The organism is Hymenobacter sp. BRD67 (assembly GCF_013256425.1).
In the GTDB taxonomy this organism is placed as follows: Bacteria; Bacteroidota; Bacteroidia; order Cytophagales; family Hymenobacteraceae; genus Hymenobacter.
The window spans coordinates 3,132,273-3,152,619 of record NZ_CP053904.1; the positions used below are offsets into that span (position 1 = coordinate 3,132,273).

The following is a 20,347-nucleotide window of genomic DNA, read 5'->3' on the forward strand; positions in this document are numbered from 1 at the left end:
CGGCGGAGCCACGGACGAAGCCAAAAAGCAGAAATTTGTATTTTCTATTGGCTTCGCTAAACGGCGGCCATACTACCTTTGCTTGCTGTGTTCTCTATTTTTTAGTTATGAAAGCCAACTATTTACCTTTTGTAGGCGCTGCGACTGGCTACCCCACCGCACGGTGGCCTTACCTGCTTTTGCTACTGGTAATGCTGAGCGCTGTCGGCGCCCAGGCGCAAACCACGAAAACGCTGCCGGGCAACTACAGTAGCTTCACGCAAGCCATCAACGACATTAATACCAACTTTCCCAACGGGGGCGTGACGGTGAACGTGGCGGCCGGCTACGTCGAAACGGCCCCGGCCGGCGGGCTGCCGCTGCTCACGGCCCAGGGCACGGCTGGGGTCGGCCAGATTATTTTCCAGAAATCGGGCACCGGGGCCAACCCGCTGATTACGGCAGCGGCGGGCACCCTGAACCCGGGCAGCACCACCGCCGCGGCTGACGCCCTCGTGCGCCTGAGCGGAACCGACTATGTCACCTTCGATGGCATTGACCTGATAGACCCAGCCAGCAACAACACGCCGACGACGGCGATGGAGTACGGCTTCGCCTTCTTCCGCACCAGCGCTACCAATGGCTGCCAGAACAATACCATCCGGAACTGCACCGTGACACTTAACCGCTCGGGCGGCAACTCAACTACGGGGCTGGTTTACGGTATTTACCTGGCCACTACCGATGCTACCGGTGCGGGCGTGACGCCCACGACGGCGGCCGGCAGCAACTCGGGCAACCGCTTCTACACCAACACCATTCTCAATACCCAGCTGGGCATCTTTGCCAACGGCTTCACTGCGGCTTCGCCCTACACGCTGGCCGACCAGAACAACGACTTCGGGGGCGCTTCGGCCGCAACGGGCAACATCATCCGCAACTTTGGCGGCGTGGGCAGCCTGACTGGCTACGGTATCCAGCTGACGGCGCAAAGCGCGGTGAATGCCAGCTACAACACCGTGGACAATGCGGGCGGCGGCGGTGTGGCGGCCCCCAACGGCGTGGCGGGCGTGTATGCCAGCCTGGGCCAGAGCGGCGACTGCAACCTGAACAACAACCAGGTGACGCTGACGCAGGCCGCCAACGCCAGCACCGGCACGGCCACGGGGGTCTACGCGGGCCACATCGGCACGGGTACCGCCAACCTGCTCAACAACGTGGTAGGCTATACCACCACGGCCGCCGCCACGACCGGCGCCAACACCCGCATGCTGGTGCAGTCGGTCAGCGGCTCCGGCATCGGGGTGCTGAACGTGAGCGGCAACCAGCTCACGTATAACCTGAATAATACGGGGGCAGGCGGCCTTGATAAAGCGGCGCAGGGAGTGAGTTGCGGAGGCACGGTGACGAGCGCGGCTACCATCAGCAACAACGTGGTCACCTTCAACGTGAGCAACTCCGGCCCCGGCACCATCGCGGCCAGCTCCAACGCCCACATAGGTATCGCCACCAGCGTGACTACCGCCAACCTGACGATAAGCACGAATACCGTGACCTATACGCTAACCAATACCGACAGCGGCGGCACGATTACGGCCTCACCCCAGGCCATTGTCAACGGCGGTGCGGTGAGTGGGGTGCTGTCGATAAGCGGCAACACCATCCGCTACACGGTGCCGGCCGCCCCGGCCACGGTCGGCGTTCTTTCCGGCAACGTGCAGGGCGTTACCAACACAACAGCCTTACCGGGCAGCCTGGTCGTCAGCAACAACAACTATACGGTAGACATCACTAACAGCGGGGCCACTATCAGCCCGGCGATGACGGGAGTAGTAAACCAAGGCGCCGGGATAAGCGGTACAACCAGCTTCAACGGCAACACCTTCACTTTTGGGCTGGCTACCTCGGCCGGCGCTACTACGTCGGGGCTTACCGGGATTATCAACCTGGCCCCGCTGACGGGCGCGGCCGCGATGAGCAACAATACCCTTACCTACACCGGCACCCACACGGGCGGCACGTTTACTTCCAGTTTTACGGGTGTCGCTAACAGCAGCACCACGGCCTCGACGCTCACCTTCGATAACAACACCCTGCTGAACAGCAGCACGACCAGCACCGGGACCGTGACCATTATCCAGGCGACGGGCACCAGCGCGGGGCTACTCACCATTAGCAACAACCGCTACCAGAACAGCAGCACCGCCTCGAGCGGCGGGGTTACCTTCCTCAACGCCAGCAGCACCAGCAGCAACATACTGGTGCAGGGCAACCAGTTCACGGGCTTCACCAAGAATGCTACTTCCGGTAACGTGGTATATGGCTACGTCAATACGGGCACGCCCGCCGGCGCCGGCACGCACACGCTCACCAGCAACACCTTTACCGGCCTCAACCTGCGGGGCACGGCGGGCACCTTTACCTCGCCCTTCGTGGGCCTGCTGGCTCCGACCGGCCCGAGCACCACGCTGGTAGTCAGCAACAACACTATCGGCTCGCTGGCTACCGGTGGGGGCATCAGCACGGGCAGCTCAACGCTGACGGGCCTGTGGGCGGCCGGCAATGCGGCGGCCGGCGCCAGCCTCACGGGCAATACCATTCAGAACCTGAGCGGGGCCGGCGCGGTGGTGGGCATCAGCACCAGCAGCAGCACCAGCAACCCGCTCACGGCTACCAGCAACCTGCCGGGCGGCAGCCTCTCGGGCAATACCGTCGGCAGCCTGAGCAGCAGCGGGGTGGCCGGCGTATACGGGATGTTTCTGGCGAGCAGCGCCAGCGCCACCGCGCCGCTGCTCACCAGCGGCAACAAAATCAGCGACCTGAGCGCCACCGGCGCGGGCACCGCCACGGTGTATGGCCTGTACACGGCCCTCGGCAGCACGCATACGCTGGCCAACAACGTAGTGGGCAACCTGACGGCCCCGGCCAGCACCAGCAGCCCGGCCGTGGCGGGGCTCTACCTGAGTGCCGGCACCACCCTGAATGTCTACTACAACACAGTGTACCTGAGTGGTAGCGGCGGCACCAACTTCGGGGCGGCGGGCATCGCCTTCACGGGCACGCCCACTACCATCACCCTCAACAATAACCTGGTGCAGAATAGCGCCACCGCCAGCGGCACCGGTAAGAGCGTAGCCTTGGGCCGCGTGGCAGCCGGCACGGCCGGCACCCCGCCGGTCAACCTGGCCGGCAGCAGCACCAGCAACCTGCTCTACGCCGCCAGCGGCCTGCTCTACGCCGAGGGCCTGGCCACGGCCACCCCCACCAACGCCAAAACCACGCTCTTTACCTACCGCAGCTTTATGTACACTGCGCCGGGCGCGGGCAATAGCAGTCTGAGCCGTGAGCAGCGCACTATCAGCCAGCCGGTGAGCTTCGTGAGCACCACTGGCACCGACGCCAGTTTTCTGCAGCCCACGGCGGCGGCCCCCATCGAGGGCGGAGCGCTCCCCCTTGCTGACATTACGACGGACTACACCGGCACCACGCGCAGCACCACCACGCCCGACATCGGGGCCTACGAGGGCAGCTACACCTACCTCGACCTGGTGGCGCCGGGCATCACCTACACGCCCTTCAGCAGCCGAGCCTTTACCAACGTGCTGGTGCAGGATGTGACGCCCGGCAGCGGCGTGAATGGCGCCAGCGGCGCCCGGCCCCGGGTATACTACAAGCTTTCGACCGACCCCAACGCCTACACCGATAACACCAGCGCCACTCCCGGCTGGAAGTGGGTGGAGGCCAGCGGCAGCACCTCGCCCTTCAGCTTTACCCTCGACTATAGCCTGCTGCCCACCGTGCCGGGGCAGGCACTACCATTCAGTACTTTGTGGTGGCCCAGGACGGGGCAGCCACGCCCAACGTGGGCCTCGACGCGGGTACCTTCGCGGCCGCGCCGGCCAGCGTGGCGCTCGGCAGCGCGGCCTTCCCCATCGGAGCCCCGCTTAGCCCCGCCGGCAGCACCCTCAACCAGTACACACTCTCGGGGCTGCCCACGGCCCTGACGGTGGGTACGGGCCAGCCCTATACCTCGCTCACCAACGCGGGCGGCGTATTCGACGCCCTCAACAACGGTGCGCTGGCGGGCAACACCACCGTCACCATTACCTCGGACCTGACGGGCGAAACGGGCGCGGTGGCACTGACAGCGCTGGCCGACGGCGGCAACGGCTACTCGCTCACCGTGCAGTCGGACGGTACCCTGCGCAACATCACGGCCACAGCCACCACTACTGCGGGCCTGATACGCCTGGTGGGGGCCAGCCGCGTCAGCTTTAACGGGCAGCAGCCGACGGGCGCGCAAAACCTGCGCTTCAGCAACACCACGGCCAGCGCGCCCACCTTCAGCCTGACCGGCGACGCCAGCAACAATACGCTAAGCTACCTGCTGGTAGAAAGCGCCAACACCAACGCCGGCAGCGGCACCATCGTGCTGGGCAGCGGCAGCAGCACCGGCAACAACAACAACACCTTCACCGGGCTCGACGTGCGCAGCCCCGGCAATGCCACTACCGCCAGCTACGCCAACGGCATCTACTCGGCGGGCCTGAGCGGTACGGTACCCAACTCGAACAACGCCGTTTCGAACAGCCAGCTGCATAATTTCTCGGCAGGTGCGGTGTACCTGGCCGGCAGCAACAACTCTGCCTGGTCAATAGTGGGCAACTCTCTCTACCAGGAGGCGGCCCGCTCGACAACCCTGATTTTTGTGCAGGTGGCCGGCGGCAACGGCCACACAGTTAGCAACAACAGTATTTACCAGACGGCGGGCACCAACAGCGCGGCCTTCACGGGTATCTATTTCAGCGGCGGCGCCGGCCACACGGTGAGCGGCAACTACATCGGCGGGACGAGCAGCGGAGCCAGCGGCGGCACTATGACCGTGGGCTCCACCTCGGGCAACCTGAACGGCATTGCCCTGGTGGTCGGCAACGCGCCGGCTACCAGCGTGCAGGGCAACGTCATCCGGGCCCTTACCAACGCGGGCACCTCTTCCTTCAGCAACGGCATCAATGTAGGGGGCGGCGCGGTAAACATCGGTGATGTCAGTGGCAACATCATCGGCGACGCCTCGCCCACGCAAGGCCTGAAGGTGGGCTACGGCTACGGCATTTACGTAAGTAGCACCGCCGCTGCTACCATCGCCAACAACCAGGTGCTGAACCTGCAAACCAACGCCGGCCTGATGGGGGGGTGTTCCTGTTCGGCATCTACGCCACCGGCACCGGGGCCGCGCCCATAGTGCGCGACAACATCGTCAGCGGCCTCGTCAACAGCTCGACGCCTAATGCTACGCGCAACGCCCAGACCGTCGGTATCTTCACGGCGGCCACCGGGCTGGTGACCGTGACGGGCAACCAGCTGAGCAACATCGGCAACTCGTCGACCACCGCCCCGACTTCTACTTTTTACCACTACGTGAGCGGCATTTACGTGACCGGGGCGGCGACTGGCAGCCTGGTAGCCCGCAACCGCGTGGCCGGCCTCTTCTCCTCCAGCACCGGCACCGGCTCGCTGGCCGACCGCATTCTCTTGCTCTACAACGACGGCACGGGCGTAACGGTGGCCAACAACCAGCTGTCGAGCACCGGGGCCACGGCCGCCGCGCCCAACCTGTACGGCCTCTACGAAAATGGCACCGGCAATACCTACGCCTACAACGCGGTGTACCTGGCCGGGACGGGCAGCAGTAGCACCTACGCGCTATACCGCAACAGCACCACTGCGGGCCTCGTGCTGCGCAACAACATTCTCTACAACGAACGAAGCGGGAGCGGCCTCAACCTGGCGCTGACTACGCCCTCGACTACCAATTTCGTGGGTTCTCCCGCAAACCCGGGCACTAACACGGCCGACTACAACCTGTACATCAACGCTAACAGCAGCAGCTACGTCAATCAGTACGGCGGCAGCGTCTACACCTTCGCTGCCTACAAAGCGGCCACCGGCGGCGACGGCAGCAGCCTGAGCGAGCAGGCATCGGTGCTGCCTTCGGCCAGCCTCTTCACCAATACTAGTACCGGCGACCTGTCGGTGAACCCGGCCAGCCCGGCCGCCTGGTACGCCAACGGCACCGGCACCCAGGTGGCCAGCGTTGGCACCGACTACGCTGGCACAACCCGCTCTACCACCGTGGCCGCCGGTGCCCCGACATCGGCTCGGTGGAAGTGACGCCCATCAGCACCCCGCCGGCACTGGCCGTGTCGGCCGTGCCCGCGCCGGGCAGCACGCAGGCATTTTCGCTGGGCGGGCGCACCCTGGCCCAGCTCACCTACAGCAGCACCGGCACAGTGCCCACCAGCGTGACGGCCCGCTACTATTCGGGTACCAATCCGCCCGCGCCCTTTGCTGCCGGTGCCCGCTACGCCAACGCCTACTTTACCTTCAGCAACGACAATGCCGACGGCAGCGGCTACACCTACCAGCCCACGCTTACCTACGACCCGGCCTCGCTGGGTACCATCGCCAGCGAGGGCGCTCAGCAAATCAGCCAGCGCAGCGCCGACAACAGCGGCTACGACACCTACGCCACCACCGTCAACCCCGCCCCGGTTCGTACGCTGGTCGGTCCCAGCCAGTTTACCCGCCTGGGCCTGCTGGCCATCAGCGACCAGGCCGCCCCGCTGCCCGTAGAGCTGGTACGCTTCGAAGCCGTGCGCCAGGGCTCCGACGTCGTGCTGAGCTGGACCACGGCCACGGAGCTGGCTAACAAGGAGTTTGAGGTGCAGGTGAGCCTGGACGGGCAAAGCTTCCGGGCGCTGGGCCTGGTGGCCGGGGCGGGTAATAGCGCCACCCCCCGTAGCTACAGCTTCACCGACCGCGAAGCCGGCAAGAGCGGCCTGCGCTACTACCGCCTGCGCCAGCTAGACCAGCAGGGCACGGCCACTTTCTCGCCCGTGCGCACGGTGTTGTTCGATGCCCCGGCCGGCCTGCTAGTAGCCTGGCCCAATCCCTATCAGCAAACCGTACAACTGCGCCTGGTGCTGCCGCAGGCTACTGCCGCAGCCACCCTCACGCTCCTCGATGCGGTTGGCCGCCAAGTGCTGAACCAGGAATTGGGGCCGCTGCCCGCAGGCGCCAGTCAACCCGCGCTCGAACCAACCTTCTTTAGCAGCTTGCCAACAGGGGTATACCTGCTCCGATTAGCAACCGCTGCGGGAGTTCAAACGTTGAGACTGATAAAGGAGTAAGCGAAAATAAAAAGACCTCAGCTGCCACTGAGGTCTTTTTAGGCTATTTCCACTGCGCTGTTGGGCCAGCCATGTCGCCGCTGATGCTAGTTAGCGCGGATTCTGAGTCAGTGTACACATTTTGCCAGACTGGCTCCCCCTCTCCTTTTCGGAGAGGGGGCCGGGGGTGAGGCGAACGCAAGAACAGAACCCGTACATTGACCCAGAATTTGCTCTAGGAAGTCAAATTGGGGCATGGCTGGCTGTGCACTTATCGTGCGCCCAAAATTGTTCGGCCAATGAGCGGACAGCCGGCAGCCCGCGTCAGACTCAAACGATTATATCCGACAAGTACCTCACTACTAGCCGGGCAGCGAGATTTTACCCAGGCGCAGGCCCGACTGGCCGGCCAGCGCCTCGTTGGCCAGCACCGCAAACAATACGGCTTCTTTGGCATCGGGCGGCACACCGGCCTCAGCGGTACTGCGCCACTCGGTGGCCGGCAGCTGCCGGGCCAGGGCGGCCAGCAGGGCCTTATTGTGGGCGCCGCCACCGCTCACCAGCACCTCGGCCACCGGCTGCGGGCCAAGGTAATGGCGGGCAGCCTGGGCTACGGCCCCGGCCGTCAGCTCCACGAGGGTGGCCAGCAGGTCGGGCACGGGCAGGTTTTCGGTGGCGGTAGCGCACTGATTTCCAGCTAAATATTCCGATGAAAACAGCTCCGGGCCGGTAGTTTTGGGAAAAGGCGCGGCAAAAAACGGCTGCGCCAGCAGCGCCGCCAGCAGCCCGGCGTGGGGCCGCCCCTGTGCCGCCAGCTGTCCACCCGCGTCGTACGCCCGGCCGGGGTAGTGTTGGCGCACCACGTAGTCGAGCAGCGTGTTGGCCGGGCCGGTGTCGGTGGCCTGGGCGGGGCCACCGTCGGCGGGCAAAAGGGTAAAGTTGGCGATACCACCCAGGTTGAGCAGTAGCCGGTTGGTGCCCGGCCGCCGAAACAGCAGCTCATCGGCCAACGGAGCCAGCGGCGCGCCCTCGCCCCCGGCCGCCACGTGCTTCTGCCGGAAATCGGAGAGCGTAATAATACCCGTGAGCACCGCCAGATGGTCGCCGTCGCCGATTTGCAGCGTGGCATGGTGCGCAAAACCTTCCTGCCCGTGCTGGTGGCGCGGCGCGTGCCAGATAGTCTGCCCGTGGCTGGCCAGCACATCCACGGCCGCTGGCGGCACCCGCCAGCGCGCCAGGCAGTCGAGCACCAGCTGCGCGTGGTAGCGGGCCAGCCCCGCGTGCAGCAGCACCAGCTCTTCCAGCTGCACCACCGGCTGGCTGATGGCCCGCAGGCGCTGCTGCCAATCAGCCGGGTACGGCACGGTCGCAAACTCTTCCAGCACAACCCGCAGCGAGGGGCCGGCGCCGGTGCAACGGCACAGCGCCACGTCGAGCCCATCGAGCGAGGTGCCCGACATCAGCCCCACGATGCGGCGGTTGGGCTGCTGCGCCACGGCCAGCAAACGGCTCAGGTGCGGATTCATTTGAGAAGGATAGTTGAGGAAAGGAAGAATAAAGGGCAGCCATTCTTCATTCCTTCCCCCTGCCTGCTTGCTGACTCAGCTTGGGATTTTCGTGGTGCCGGGTGGCGTCGCGCTGGGTTTTCTTGGCCAGGTTGCGGGCGAGGGCTTCGGTGAGGTCGATGCCGGTCTGATTGGCCAGGCAGATGACGACAAACAGCACATCGGCCAGCTCATCGCCCAGCTCGCGGCCCTTGTCCGACTCCTTGAACGACTGCTCGCCGTACTGCCGCGCAATGAGGCGCGCCACCTCCCCCACCTCCTCGGTCAGGATAGCCATATTGGTTAGTTCGCTGAAGTAGCGCACGCCGGTGGTGTTTATCCACTCGTCTACCGTAGCCTGGGCCTGCTGAATAGTCATTATATTAATTATTTACTATATTTAAAATTCTAAACCGGTGAATCAAGCACGATGGTTACCGGCCCGTCGTTGAGCAGGCGCACCTGCATATCGGCCCCGAAAATGCCGGTGGGCACGGCCTGACCTAGCTCCTGCGCCACCAGCGCTACGAAGCGCTCGTAGAGCGGCTCGGCCACGGCGGGCGGCGCCGCCCCGATGTAGCTGGGCCGGTTGCCCTTGCGCGCATCGGCCAGCAGCGTAAACTGGCTCACTACCAGCACCTGGCCGCCCACGTCGCGCACGCTGCGGTTCATCTGGCCCTGCTCATCGTTAAAAATTCGCAGGCCTACCAGCTTGCGGGCCAGCCAAGTCAGGGCCGCCTCGTCGTCGGTGGGCGCGCAGCCGGCCAGCACCAGCAGGCCGGGACCAATCTGGCCGGTAATCGTAGTAGCTACCGTAACGGAGGCTTCGCGAACGCGCTGGATAACAAGGCGCATATTTTACTACTGCTTAATGGGTAACTCCCTGCGCTCGCAAGGATAAACGGCTAGCTTAAACGCCCCTATACTACCGCTTGATTTTCAGACTATCCAAGTGGTGCTGGTAGCGGCGGGCGTTCTGCTTGTGCTGGGCAAAGGTGGCGGCAAAATCGGAAAAGCCGCTACCATCGGGCCGGGCGCAGAAAAAGACGTAGTGGTGGTGCGCGGGGCGCAGCACCGCCTCCAGCGCCTGCGGATAAGGCGTGGTGATGGGGCCGGGCGGCAAGCCTTTGTGCCGGTAGGTATTGTAGGGCGAATCGACGTTTTTATCGACGTTGAGCACGCGCTTGCGGGTGCCCAGGCCGTGCAGCGGCCACAGCAGAGTGGGGTCGGCCTGCAAGGGCTGGCCCCGGCGCAGGCGGTTGAGGTAGACACCCGCGATAATAGGCTTATCAGTAGGCTGGGCCGTTTCGCGCTGCACAATGCTGGCGAGTACCGCTACCTGCACCGGGGTCATTTTCAGCGAGTCGGCTTCGGCCAGCCGCTTAGCATTCCAGAAGCGCCGGTGGCGGGCGGCCACCGAGTCGAGGAAGGCAGCGGCCGGGGTAGGCCAGCACAGCCGCAGCTGGCCCGGAATAAAAAGCGTCCGCACGGTAGCGGTATCAAGGCCGTAGCGCCCGACCAGGTACGCGTTATCGGCCAGCAGCTTATGCAGCCGGGCAGTATCGGTGTCGAGCTGGCGGCCGGCCTGGCGCGGCAGCTGCGGCAGGTAGTGAAAGGGCTGGATGGTGAATACCACCGTATCCTGCCGGCCGCTTTCGAGCAGGCGCAGCAGGTCGAGGTTGCCGGTTCCGGCTGGCAGCGTGTAGCGGCCGGGGCGCACGGGCCGGGCCGGGGTGCCGTAGCCACGCCAGCGGGCCACGCGCGCAAAATCGGAGGGCCGGGCCAGCAGGCCCGGTCGCGTCAGCGAGTCGAGCACCGCCTTCAGGCCCGCGCCGCGCCGGATGTAGAGATAAGCCGGGCCTTCCACGGCCGTCGGCACGTTGGAGCGGTACAGCAGCTGATAAGTCAGGCCTGCTACCAGGGCGGCCAAAGTTAGCACCAGGACGACCAGCCAGCCGCGCCGGCTCTGCCGGGTGGGCCGGGCAGAGTCGGCAACGAGCACAGGCACAACAGGTTCGGTCATAAGGTAGCCCGCGGAGTAGCCGCCCGGCAGCAAATTGCCAAAAGTAGTGCCAGCCGGGTAAGCCACGCACTGGCCAGCTGCGCCGCGCCACGCATATAATTTTCTACATATTTACTACTTCCACCGGCACACCACGAATACACTCACTGGCATAATACATATGCTAACATTCTGACTTACAAATTCGTAGTAAGGCTTCAGTCAGGAAATCACAGGCATGAACTGTGGCATGTACCAGACGTCCGCGCAATAGCCATGTCTTCTGGCCTAATAAATATTTATAAATACAAATATTATTTAATTTTTCTCATTTGACAGTCTGTATAGGTTTGCCGGGCTTACCAGCCTACAATATGCCTGGGAAGTGTAGCAGCACGCTTAATGCTACCTCGCTAGCCCTGCAATGGCTCTTCTAGCTCGCTGATTACCAACCCATGACGGGCAGCAGTTTCGCCTAGCAGCTGGCGCTGCCACGGGCGCAGCGCGGCCAGGCTACCTTGCTCCACCACATCACCAATCAACCGGTTGCTGAGCACGGTATTGGCCAGCACGGGGCTATAATCGGCAGCCAGATGATTTTTGATACTCGTAAGCAGCGCCTCGCGGGCTTCGGCGCGCGCGGCCATAGGGCCACCAAAGCGGCGGCGGAAGGGCTGCGGCCGACGCTGGTCGGCGGGCAGCGGGCCATCGGACGCAAGGTCGGCGGTAGCCAGGGCCACCAGCTCGTCGGCGTAGGGCGCGCGCTTCAGCTCGGGGTGTAGACCTCCGGCATTGCGCAGAGCCCCGTGCGAGGTGATGGGCTGATGCGCCAGCTCGGCCAGCCGGTCGTTGCTGAGCACCATATAGCTGGGCCGGTCGAGCTGCCGCGCCACGCGGTCGCGCAGGGCATACAGCTCGCGAAACAGCGGCAACTCGGCCGGACCGATGCGAAACTTGCCGGCCAGGCGCAGGTGGGGCGCAGCTCGTCGCGGCCGTAGCGCACGGCTTCGAGCGCCAGGTTTTCCTCGGCCGCCCACTGAGCCCGGCCCTGCTCCTGCAAGCGCACCGCCAGGCGGTCGGTCAGCTCAAAAAGATAGAGCACATCATTGGCCGCGTACTCTTTCTGGGCCTCGGTAAGCGGGCGCTTCAGCCAGTTCGATTTTTGCTCGCCCTTATCTACCTCAAAGCCTAACTCGCTCTGAATGAGGCGACCCAACGAGATATTGTTATCCTCGAGCGCCAGCAGTGTAAACTGCACGCTGGTATCGATAATGCTGCGGCAATGCACATCAAACAGCTCGTCGAGCAGCAGGATGTCGGATTTACAGGAGTGAAAAACCTTGGCCACGGCCGGGTCGCGCAGCACCGAAAACAGCGGCTCCAGCCCGGCGGCCATCTCGGGCTCCAGCGGAAGAGGGTCAATTAAGTAAACACTTTCCCCATCAAATACCTGAATAAGGGCTACGTGGCGGCCGTACCGATAACGGTTGTCGTCAAACTCCAGGTCGATGCCAATGCGCGGCAGGGTGGCGAAGTGAGCGGCGGCCTCGGCCACCTGGGCCGCCGTAGTGAGGTAGTGGATAGTAGGCTTCATGCGTGGCAGCAAAGGTACGGGGCTGCTGCGGGCGAATTCTCCTCACGCTATTTTAAGCAAATTAGTTTATTGATTCTTTTCCTGATGTTCCACTATGGATAACCAACTAACTCAATAGAAGTAATCTGCTTTTCAAAACGCCCCTTAAAAAATTAGGGGTATTTTGAGATTTCATACTAATTTAATGTTGTAACAGCCCTTAATTTGCATAAGTCATCTACATGAAGTCTTCAGCAAACTGTGCCTTCCTCATTACTTATCACTTTTCAACCCAAAGCCCCTTTATGAGAAGAATCTTTACTCCTTTGTTAGTGGTAGCTACGCTTCCGGCACTAGCCCAGACCCAGGTAGTCAGTGGCCGTGTCTTAGGCTCCGATGGCAGCGCCGTGCCAGGGGCGACTATCGTAGAGCGTGGCAGTACCAATGGCGTGAGCAGCGGGGCCGATGGCTCCTTCAGCTTATCGGTGAAACCTGGTGCTACGCTTGTTATCAGTTCGGTGGGCTATGTTTCCCAGACGATTGCGGTAGCGGGTCGTGGTTCTTTGAACATAACCCTGGCAACGTCCACTACCGATTTGGCAGAGGCTGTGGTAGTTGGCTACGGTACCCAGACCAAGGCCGACCTCACGGGCGCAGTAACCCAATTGGCGAGCAAGGATGTTGGCAACCAGCCGGTTCAATCGTTCGAGCAGTCGATTCAGGGCAAAGCAGCCGGGGTATTTATCGAAAACAGCAGCGGCAAGCTAGGGCAGGGCATCCGGGTGCGCGTCCGAGGAGTTTCCTCCATCAGCGGCGATGCACAGCCGCTATACGTGGTAGATGGGGTACCGGTAGTTTCGGACAACCTGTCGTCTACGGTAGCTGCTACAAACCCCATTGCCGATATTAACCCCAACGACATTGAAAGCATCAGCGTGCTCAAAGATGCGGCGTCGTCAGCCATCTACGGGTCGCGGGCTACAAACGGGGTAGTGCTCATCACCACCAAGCGCGGCAAAGCCGGCGTGACGCGCTTTAACTTCAATGTGCAGGGTGGATACAGCGAAGCCACGCACAAGCGCGAATTCCTCAACAATCAGGAATACGTAACACTGATTACGGAAGCACTGGTTAACTCGGGTCGCTCGGCTGCCTCTAATGCCAGCCGGTTGCAGCGCTACGCGGGTGGTGCCGCTGACCCCCTGACCTATAATACCAACTGGCAGGACCAGGTTTTTCAAAAAGCCCCATTTCAGCAGTACGATTTAAATGCCAGCGGCGGCAACGAGAAAACCCGCTTCTACTTTTCAGGGCAGTTCAGCGACCAGAAGGGCATTCTTATAAATAACGAGTACAAGCGTATCGCGGCGCGCTTCAACCTTGACCACCAGGCTACCGACCGGCTGTCGTTTGGCATCAACCTGACAGCTACGCGCTCAGTCAACTACCGGGTGCCCAACGATGATGCCTTCAGCACGCCCATGCAGATTGTGGCACTTTCGCCGATTACTCCGCTTATCGACCCGGCCACGGGCCTGGTGAGCGGCGCGCTCGACCCCACTACCGGTCTGCCCAATGCTACGTTCCCCTTTTACTACAATCCGCTGCTGAGTCTTCAGGGAAGCACTTACACCACTACCGTGTACCGGCTGCTGGGTAACGTTTACGGACAGCTGAAGCTTACCAATGACCTGCTCTTCCGCTCGGAACTAGGTACCGACGTACTGAACCAGGGCGAAGAGCAATACTCTGGTCGGATTACGGCTCGCAACAGCGGACCCACCAATGGCTTTGGCTTCAACTCGGCCGTAACCAGCGCGAAAGTCGTAGTGAACAACTACTTTTCTTACAAGAAAACGCTGGCTGAGCAGCACGCGGTGGAGTTAACCGTCGGCACCAGCTACGAGGAAGCCCGCCTAAATGGCAACAGCGTAACGGGCACCCAGTTTGCTTCGGATGCCTACCGCACCATTGATAACGCGTCACAAATCACGGCCGGCACTTCTTATACTACGGGCTACGCACTGGTATCTTACTTTGCCCGGGGCTCCTACGCCTTTGCCGGCAAGTACCTGGTAGGCGCCAGCGCCCGTATCGACGGCTCGTCGCGCTTTGGTATCAACCGGCGCTATGGAGTGTTCCCGGCCGCCTCAGTAGGCTGGCTGTTGTCGGAGGAGAGTTTTTTGAAGAACAATCCAACCCTGAGCCTGCTTAAGCTGCGCGCCAGCATTGGCAAGACAGGTAACCAGAACTTTGGCAACTTCGCCTCGCGCAACCTGTTTTCGGGCGTTGGAGCGGGCTACGTAGGTGTTCCTGGCCAACGGCCCGCGCAGGTAGGCAACGAAAACCTGAGCTGGGAATCGACGGTGCAGTACGATGCCGGGCTGGAGTACGGCTTCTTCGGCGGGCGCATCAGCGGTGAGATTGATGTGTACCGGAAAAACACGACCGGGCTGCTCCTGGCTCAGCCAGTACCCGCAACCACCGGCTTCACTTCTGAAAATAAGAACGTAGGCAGCCTGCGCAACCAAGGTATTGAATTTTCGCTGACCACCCACAACATCGTGGGGGACTTTACCTGGACGACCAGCGCTAATGCCGCCATCAACCGAAATAAGATTCTGGACCTTGCTGGTCCCGACATCCTGGGCAGCTTCCTGAACCGGGCCCAGGCAGGCCAGCCGCTAGGTGAATTTATCGGGCCGGAGTACGCCGGAGTCAATCCGGCCAATGGCGATGCCCTTTACTACCTGAATACGACGAAGGCCGACGGCACCATTGACCGCAGCACTACCAACGATATCAACCTGGCCGCAAACGTGCCCATCGGCAATCCTAACCCAACCTGGACCGGCGGCATTACCAACACCTTTACTTACAAAGGCTTTGACCTGGGAGTAACGCTCGTTGGCGTGTTCGGCAATCAGATTTTTGACGGAGCCGCGCAGTACTATTCGGTAGGCTTCAATAACGGCCCCGACAACCAGACCCGCGACCAGCTTAACCGCTGGCAGAAGCCGGGCGATATCACCAACGTACCCAAAGCCGTTTACCTGGGCGGCAACGGCATTGGCAACTCGTCGCGCTTTGTCAGCAATGGCGACTATGGCCGCCTGCGCTCGGTAGTGTTAGGCTACAACCTGCCCAGCAGCGTAGCCCAGCGGGGCCACTTCCAGACGGCCCGCGTCTTTGTACAAGGATTTAACCTACTGACCTTTACGAAGTACGCTGGCTGGGACCCGGAAGTTAGCTATGACGCCGCCACCGGTACCAGCAATACGACCCAGAACAACATCAACCAGGGCATCAGCTTCTATACTGCGCCTCAGCCCCGGACCTACACGGTCGGCATTAACCTAGGCTTCTAAGCGCCGCTGGCTTTACTCATTTCAACGCTCGAATTTTATATGAACAAGATATTCATGGGGCTGCTAGCGGCCGCTCTGCTCACGGGTGGACTCGTGGGCTGCAATAATAAGCTAAACGTACAGCCAGTCAGTAGCATCGACTCGGCTAATGCCTTTAATACCTCCAACGACGTCCAGGCCGGGCTGATAGGCAGCTACGCGGGCCTGCAAAACTTCCGTATTTACGGTGGCGACTGGCAATTGATGACTGACGTGCTGGCTGATAACGGTGACGAGGTATTTGTCGGCACGTACCAAGAACCTCAACAGGCTCAGCGCAAAACGTTACTTTACACGAATGGCTTCGTAAACAATATCTGGGTTAGCGCATACGACGTTATCAACCGCACCAATAATGTGCTGGCTAACTTGGGCAAGCTCAACACGCCGGCCTTGCAAAGCAGCGTGGAGGGGAGGCTAAATTTCTGCGCTCGCTGGTCTATTTCGACCTCGTGCGCACCTACGGCCGTGCCTGGAACGACGGTAATCCGGCTACCAACCCTGGCGTGCCACTGGTGCTCACCCCTACCACTACCATCTCAGACGCCAATAATGTTAGTCGCAACACGGTAGCTGAGGTATACACGCAGGTTATCACCGACCTGACTACAGCCGAAGCCAAGCTACCGGCTTCGAACGGTATCTTCGCCAATAAGTATGCGGCTGCCGCGCTACTGGCGCGGGTTTATCTGCAGCAGGGCAATTATCCCGCGGCCGCGGCGGCAGCCAGCCGGGTTATTAGCTCCAACCGCTTTAGCCTGAACCCCAATTACGGCGACAACTTCCTCTCCAGCACCAGCCTGCTGGCCAACACGCAGGAAGACATCTTCGCGCTGCAATTTTCAGCTCAGAGCGGTACCAACGACCTGAACACCTTCTACTCGCAGAATCGGCGGGCCGATGTGGAGATTCAGCAGCAGTTTATCAGCCTTTTCGAGCCGGGCGACGACCGCAGCACTCTTTATCAGAAAGTTAACGGGGTATACTATACGAATAAGTATGATGTGCTGTATGGCAACATTAAGCTGATTCGGCTAGATGAAATGTACCTGATTCGGGCAGAGGCCAATTTCCGCGCCGGTACGCAGGTAGGGGCTGCACCACTTGGCGATATCAATACCATCCGCCAGCGGGCGCACCTGCCAGCGCTAGCGGCTGTTACGCTGCCAGCTATTTTAAAGGAGCGTCGCCTCGAGCTGGCCTTTGAAGGCTTCCGCCTCGGCGATGTAAAGCGCAACATGGAGTCGGCCTTTGACCCGCTGACCAACACTACTTTGCCCTGGAATTCGCCCAAGCTGGTATTCCCCATTCCGCTGCCCCAAATCAACGCCAACCCGAACCTAGTGCAGAACGCCGGGTATTAACCTACCAAAGCGATTGCCAATAAAAAGGCCCGAACCAAGCTGGTTCGGGCCTTTTTATTGGCAATCGCATTTCATCTTCAGTAAGTCTATCCGACAGAATGAAGGGTCATGGTTTGTTAACAGAAAAACATTTTATACTTCATCATCTTTTCTTCAAGAAACAGAAGTTACTTGCGCCACAAACAGAGGCTTCATGTTAACATAACTAGGTTTTCCTTCACATTCAAGGGTATTTTATGAAAAAAAATCCATTTACTTCTCCACGATACATACTGCTGCTACTAGGCTGGCTTACAGCATTCGCCGCGTTTGCTCAGACGCGGCAACTAAGCGGGCGCGTAACTGACCGGGTGACTGGCCAGGGCCTGCCGGGCGTTACGGTATTGGTAACCGGCACTACGGTAGGCGCATCGACCAATGCGGATGGCAGCTTTTCACTGGCGGCTCCGGCCTCTGCCACTACACTGACTTTCAGCTCGATTGGCTATACTACTGCATCCCTGCCCATCGGCACTAACCCTACTTTCGCCATCGCCCTGGCCCCTGACCAGAAAGTGCTGTCGGAAGCCGTCGTAGTAGGCTACGGCTCGCAGGCCAAAGCAGATATAACCGGCTCAGTAACCCAGCTCTCGGGCAACGTGGTGCAAAACCAGCCGGTGCAGTCGTTTGAGCAGGCTATCCAGGGCCGCACGCCAGGCGTGGTTATCAACCAGGGCAGCGGCAAGCTGGGCCAGGGCATCAACATTCAGGTACGCGGCACTTCGTCGGTAACTGCCTCCAACCAGCCGCTGTACGTTATTGACGGCATTCCCATTACGTCGGCCGACCAGTCGTCGGGGGCCACTACCACCGAGCCGCTCAACCCCTTGGCCGACCTCAACCCCAACGATATCGAGAGCATCAGCATTCTGAAAGATGCCTCGGCCTCCGCTATCTATGGTTCCCGGGCTTCCAATGGGGTCGTTATTATCACGACCAAGAAAGGTCGCCAGGGCGAAACGAAAGTTACGGCCGGCTACTACTACGGCGTGAGCGCCCCTACTCGTGAGCGTCAGTTTCTCAACGCGTCGCAATACAATCAGCTGCTGGGCGAGTCGCTCATAAACGCGGGGTACTCGACTACAAAAACCTTGCCTGGCGACTTTAGCAACTACTTTGGGCTCGACTACAACTCGCCCTACGATACCAACTGGAGCAATCAGGCCTTCCGCAACCAAGGCCATTACCGGCCGTTCGGTGATGCGGCCAACGTGTCGCAGTACGATTTCAGCGCCAGCGGCGGCGATGCTAAAACGCGCTTCTACCTGAGCGGCACGTTCAACGACCAGAAGGGTATTATCGTCGGCAACCGCTTCCGTCGCGGCAGCCTGCGCCTGAACCTGGACCACAGCATCCGGGATAATTTGAAAGTAGGCATCAACACCTCGCTGGCCCGCACCGTAAACGACCGTGTAGCCGGCGACAACGACTTTTCCAACCCCCTGCAGCTCAACGCGCTGGCCCCGACCCAGCCGGTGATTGACCCAGCTACGGGCTTGTTCAACGCTCAGACTATCTACTACAACGCCCTGATTGACCAGGAGCTGGGCAGCAACCGGGCCGGCATCTACCGCTCGTTCAGCTCAGCTTACCTCAACTTTGTGCCGATTAAGGGCCTGACGCTGCGCACCGAGGTGGGCGGCGACTTCCTGGACCTGAACGAAGACCTGGTGCGGGGCGCCGGCACGCAAACGGGTGGGGCCACCGGCTATGCTATCAGCGCCCAGACCCAGGCCGTTAACTACACCAATAACAACACGGCCACCTACGTGCTGGACCTGGGTACCGACCACCACCTGGATGTGCTGGCCGGCGAGTCGTATCAGCGCTCCGACACGAAACTTACGTCGGCAGAAGGCCGGGGCTTCCCTACCAATGACTTTACGCGCGTAGCCAGCGCGGCGGTTAAAACATCCGGCTCGCAGTCGACGGGCACCGGGTATGGCATCCTCTCCTACTTTGCGCGCGTTAACTACAACTTTCAGGGCAAATACCTGATAGGCGGCAGTGTTCGCCGCGACGGCTCGTCGCGCTTTGGCCTGAATACTCGGTATGGTAACTTCGGAGCTGCTTCCGTAGGCTACCTGCTTTCCGAAGAAAGCTTTTTGAAAGGCAATGCGGTCGTCAACTTTCTGAAGCTACGCGCCAGCTACGGCCTTACCGGCAATTCCGAGGTAGGCAACTTCGCCGCCCGCAGCCTGGTAGGGGCTCAGCCCTATGCCGACCAGTCGGGTACGTTTATCAGCAGCGCGCTTGGTGACAACAACCTGACCTGGGAGAATACCAAGCAGACCGACTTTGGTGTAGAGTTCGGCTTCCTCCAAAACCGCATTACGGGCGAGGTAGACGTGTACCAGAAGCAGACCGACAAGCTGCTGCTCAACCGCCAGCTGCAGCTGACCAGCGGCTTCAGCAACGTTACCCAGAACGTGGGCGCCCTGCGCAACCGCGGCCTGGAAATTGCCCTGAACGGCCGCATCCTGGATGGCGACTTTAAGTGGAACCTGGGCGCCAACATGTCGTTCAACCGCAACCTTATCACTTCGCTGACCACGCCTATCATTCCGGGTGGGGCCATTATCAGCCGGGTTCAGCAGGGCGAGCCGCTTGGCGTATTCTACACCAAGCGCTATGCCGGCGTAGACCCCGCCAACGGGGATGCACTCTACTACCAGGCCGATGGCTCAAAAAGCAACGATTACGGCGCCGCTCCCGACCAGAAGGTGGGCAACCCCAATCCTAAGTTTACGGGCGGGGTAAATACCAACTTCTCGTTTAAAGGCTTCGACCTGAGCGCTCTGGGGCAGTTTTCGTACGGCAATGACATTTATAACGCGGCCGGGGTATATCAGTCTACGGGCTTCAACAACTACCTCGACAACCAGACTGTGGACCAGCTCAACCGCTGGCAGAAGCCCGGCGACATTACCGACGTTCCCAAATCGAGCTTTGGCTCGGGCAACGGCATCGGCAACTCGTCGCGCTTTATCCAGGATGGCTCGTTCTTCCGCATTAAAAACGTGACGCTGGGCTACTCGCTGCCGGCCGACATCGCCAATCGCGGCTACATGAAGAGCGTACGTATTTATGTGACGGCCCAGAACCTGGCCACGTTTACCAAGTACACGGGCTACGACCCCGAGGTGAACACCTTCGGCCTGGGCGATGGCTCGTCGCTGTACCGCAACATTGCGCTCGGCCACGATTTTTACACGCCGCCGCTGGCCAAGACGTTCCTGGCAGGTGTGAATGTGGGCTTCTAATAGCTAG

Annotated in this window: 11 protein-coding genes and 1 pseudogene; 6 read left to right on the top strand and 6 right to left on the bottom strand. The window is 61.0% G+C overall.

The features are described from left to right. Positions 1 to 107: 107 nt before the first annotated feature. The 3 genes from GKZ67_RS14545 (at position 108) to GKZ67_RS14555 (ending at position 7,169) form a co-directional block, all read left to right on the top strand. The gene (locus GKZ67_RS14545) at positions 108 to 3,983 is read left to right on the top strand and encodes a beta strand repeat-containing protein (protein ID WP_173243617.1); all 3,876 of its coding nucleotides are present in this window, start codon (positions 108 to 110) and stop codon (positions 3,981 to 3,983) included. A gap of 1,189 nt (positions 3,984 to 5,172) precedes the next feature. Continuing rightward, positions 5,173 to 6,150, top strand: coding sequence for a hypothetical protein (locus tag GKZ67_RS14550; RefSeq protein ID WP_173243620.1), 978 nt, complete (start codon positions 5,173 to 5,175; stop codon positions 6,148 to 6,150). Beyond that, a complete protein-coding gene (locus GKZ67_RS14555; RefSeq protein WP_173243623.1) occupies positions 6,141 to 7,169 on the top strand; it encodes a T9SS type A sorting domain-containing protein in 1,029 nt (342 codons plus the stop codon). Before GKZ67_RS14550 ends, GKZ67_RS14555 begins: the two co-directional genes overlap by 10 nt. Positions 7,170 to 7,510: 341 nt before the next feature. On the opposite strand, the gene GKZ67_RS14560 is transcribed toward GKZ67_RS14555, so the two are convergent. From GKZ67_RS14560 to GKZ67_RS23705, 6 genes and pseudogenes are all read right to left on the bottom strand, one after another. Then, positions 7,511 to 8,674 carry an anhydro-N-acetylmuramic acid kinase gene (locus tag GKZ67_RS14560; protein ID WP_254244845.1) on the bottom strand — a complete coding sequence of 388 codons (1,164 nt, stop codon included), beginning with the start codon at positions 8,672 to 8,674 and terminating at the stop codon, positions 7,511 to 7,513. A gap of 46 nt (positions 8,675 to 8,720) precedes the next feature. Beyond that, complete coding sequence (locus GKZ67_RS14565) at positions 8,721 to 9,071, bottom strand: nucleotide pyrophosphohydrolase (RefSeq protein ID WP_173243626.1); 351 nt, start codon at positions 9,069 to 9,071, stop codon at positions 8,721 to 8,723. A 29-nt stretch (positions 9,072 to 9,100) separates the two neighbouring features. Beyond that, positions 9,101 to 9,547, bottom strand: a complete 447-nt coding sequence (dtd, locus tag GKZ67_RS14570; protein ID WP_173243629.1) for a D-aminoacyl-tRNA deacylase — start codon at positions 9,545 to 9,547, stop codon at positions 9,101 to 9,103. A gap of 70 nt (positions 9,548 to 9,617) precedes the next feature. After that, the gene (gene mltG, locus GKZ67_RS14575) at positions 9,618 to 10,715 is read right to left on the bottom strand and encodes an endolytic transglycosylase MltG (protein ID WP_173243632.1); all 1,098 of its coding nucleotides are present in this window, start codon (positions 10,713 to 10,715) and stop codon (positions 9,618 to 9,620) included. A gap of 392 nt (positions 10,716 to 11,107) precedes the next feature. Further along, positions 11,108 to 11,731, bottom strand: coding sequence for an HRDC domain-containing protein (locus GKZ67_RS14580; RefSeq protein WP_317172150.1), 624 nt, complete (start codon positions 11,729 to 11,731; stop codon positions 11,108 to 11,110). Between the two features lie 80 nt (positions 11,732 to 11,811). Continuing rightward, positions 11,812 to 12,288: pseudogene (locus GKZ67_RS23705) on the bottom strand (ribonuclease D); the annotation flags it as partial. A 311-nt stretch (positions 12,289 to 12,599) separates the two neighbouring features. Between GKZ67_RS23705 and GKZ67_RS14590 the strand changes: the two are divergent. From GKZ67_RS14590 to GKZ67_RS14600, 3 genes are all read left to right on the top strand, one after another. Next, a complete protein-coding gene (locus tag GKZ67_RS14590; RefSeq protein WP_317172151.1) occupies positions 12,600 to 15,635 on the top strand; it encodes a TonB-dependent receptor in 3,036 nt (1,011 codons plus the stop codon). A 491-nt stretch (positions 15,636 to 16,126) separates the two neighbouring features. Continuing rightward, positions 16,127 to 17,038 carry a RagB/SusD family nutrient uptake outer membrane protein gene (locus GKZ67_RS14595; protein WP_254244847.1) on the top strand — a complete coding sequence of 304 codons (912 nt, stop codon included), beginning with the start codon at positions 16,127 to 16,129 and terminating at the stop codon, positions 17,036 to 17,038. A 236-nt stretch (positions 17,039 to 17,274) separates the two neighbouring features. Continuing rightward, positions 17,275 to 20,340: a SusC/RagA family TonB-linked outer membrane protein gene (locus GKZ67_RS14600; RefSeq protein ID WP_173243640.1), complete on the top strand. Its 3,066-nt coding sequence runs from the start codon at positions 17,275 to 17,277 to the stop codon at positions 20,338 to 20,340. The last annotated feature ends 7 nt before the right edge of the window (positions 20,341 to 20,347 follow it).

What these genes read in the sequence shown, in the direction of transcription:
- GKZ67_RS14545 (WP_173243617.1), top strand. Translation starts at nt 108, where the DNA reads ATGAAAGCCAACTATTTACCTTTTGTAGGCGCTGCGACTGGCTACCCC.
- GKZ67_RS14560 (WP_254244845.1), bottom strand. Translation starts at nt 8,674, where the DNA reads ATGAATCCGCACCTGAGCCGTTTGCTGGCCGTGGCGCAGCAGCCCAAC.
- GKZ67_RS14565 (WP_173243626.1), bottom strand. Translation starts at nt 9,071, where the DNA reads ATGACTATTCAGCAGGCCCAGGCTACGGTAGACGAGTGGATAAACACC.
- dtd (WP_173243629.1), bottom strand. Translation starts at nt 9,547, where the DNA reads ATGCGCCTTGTTATCCAGCGCGTTCGCGAAGCCTCCGTTACGGTAGCT.
- mltG (WP_173243632.1), bottom strand. Translation starts at nt 10,715, where the DNA reads ATGACCGAACCTGTTGTGCCTGTGCTCGTTGCCGACTCTGCCCGGCCC.
- GKZ67_RS14600 (WP_173243640.1), top strand. Translation starts at nt 17,275, where the DNA reads ATGAAAAAAAATCCATTTACTTCTCCACGATACATACTGCTGCTACTA.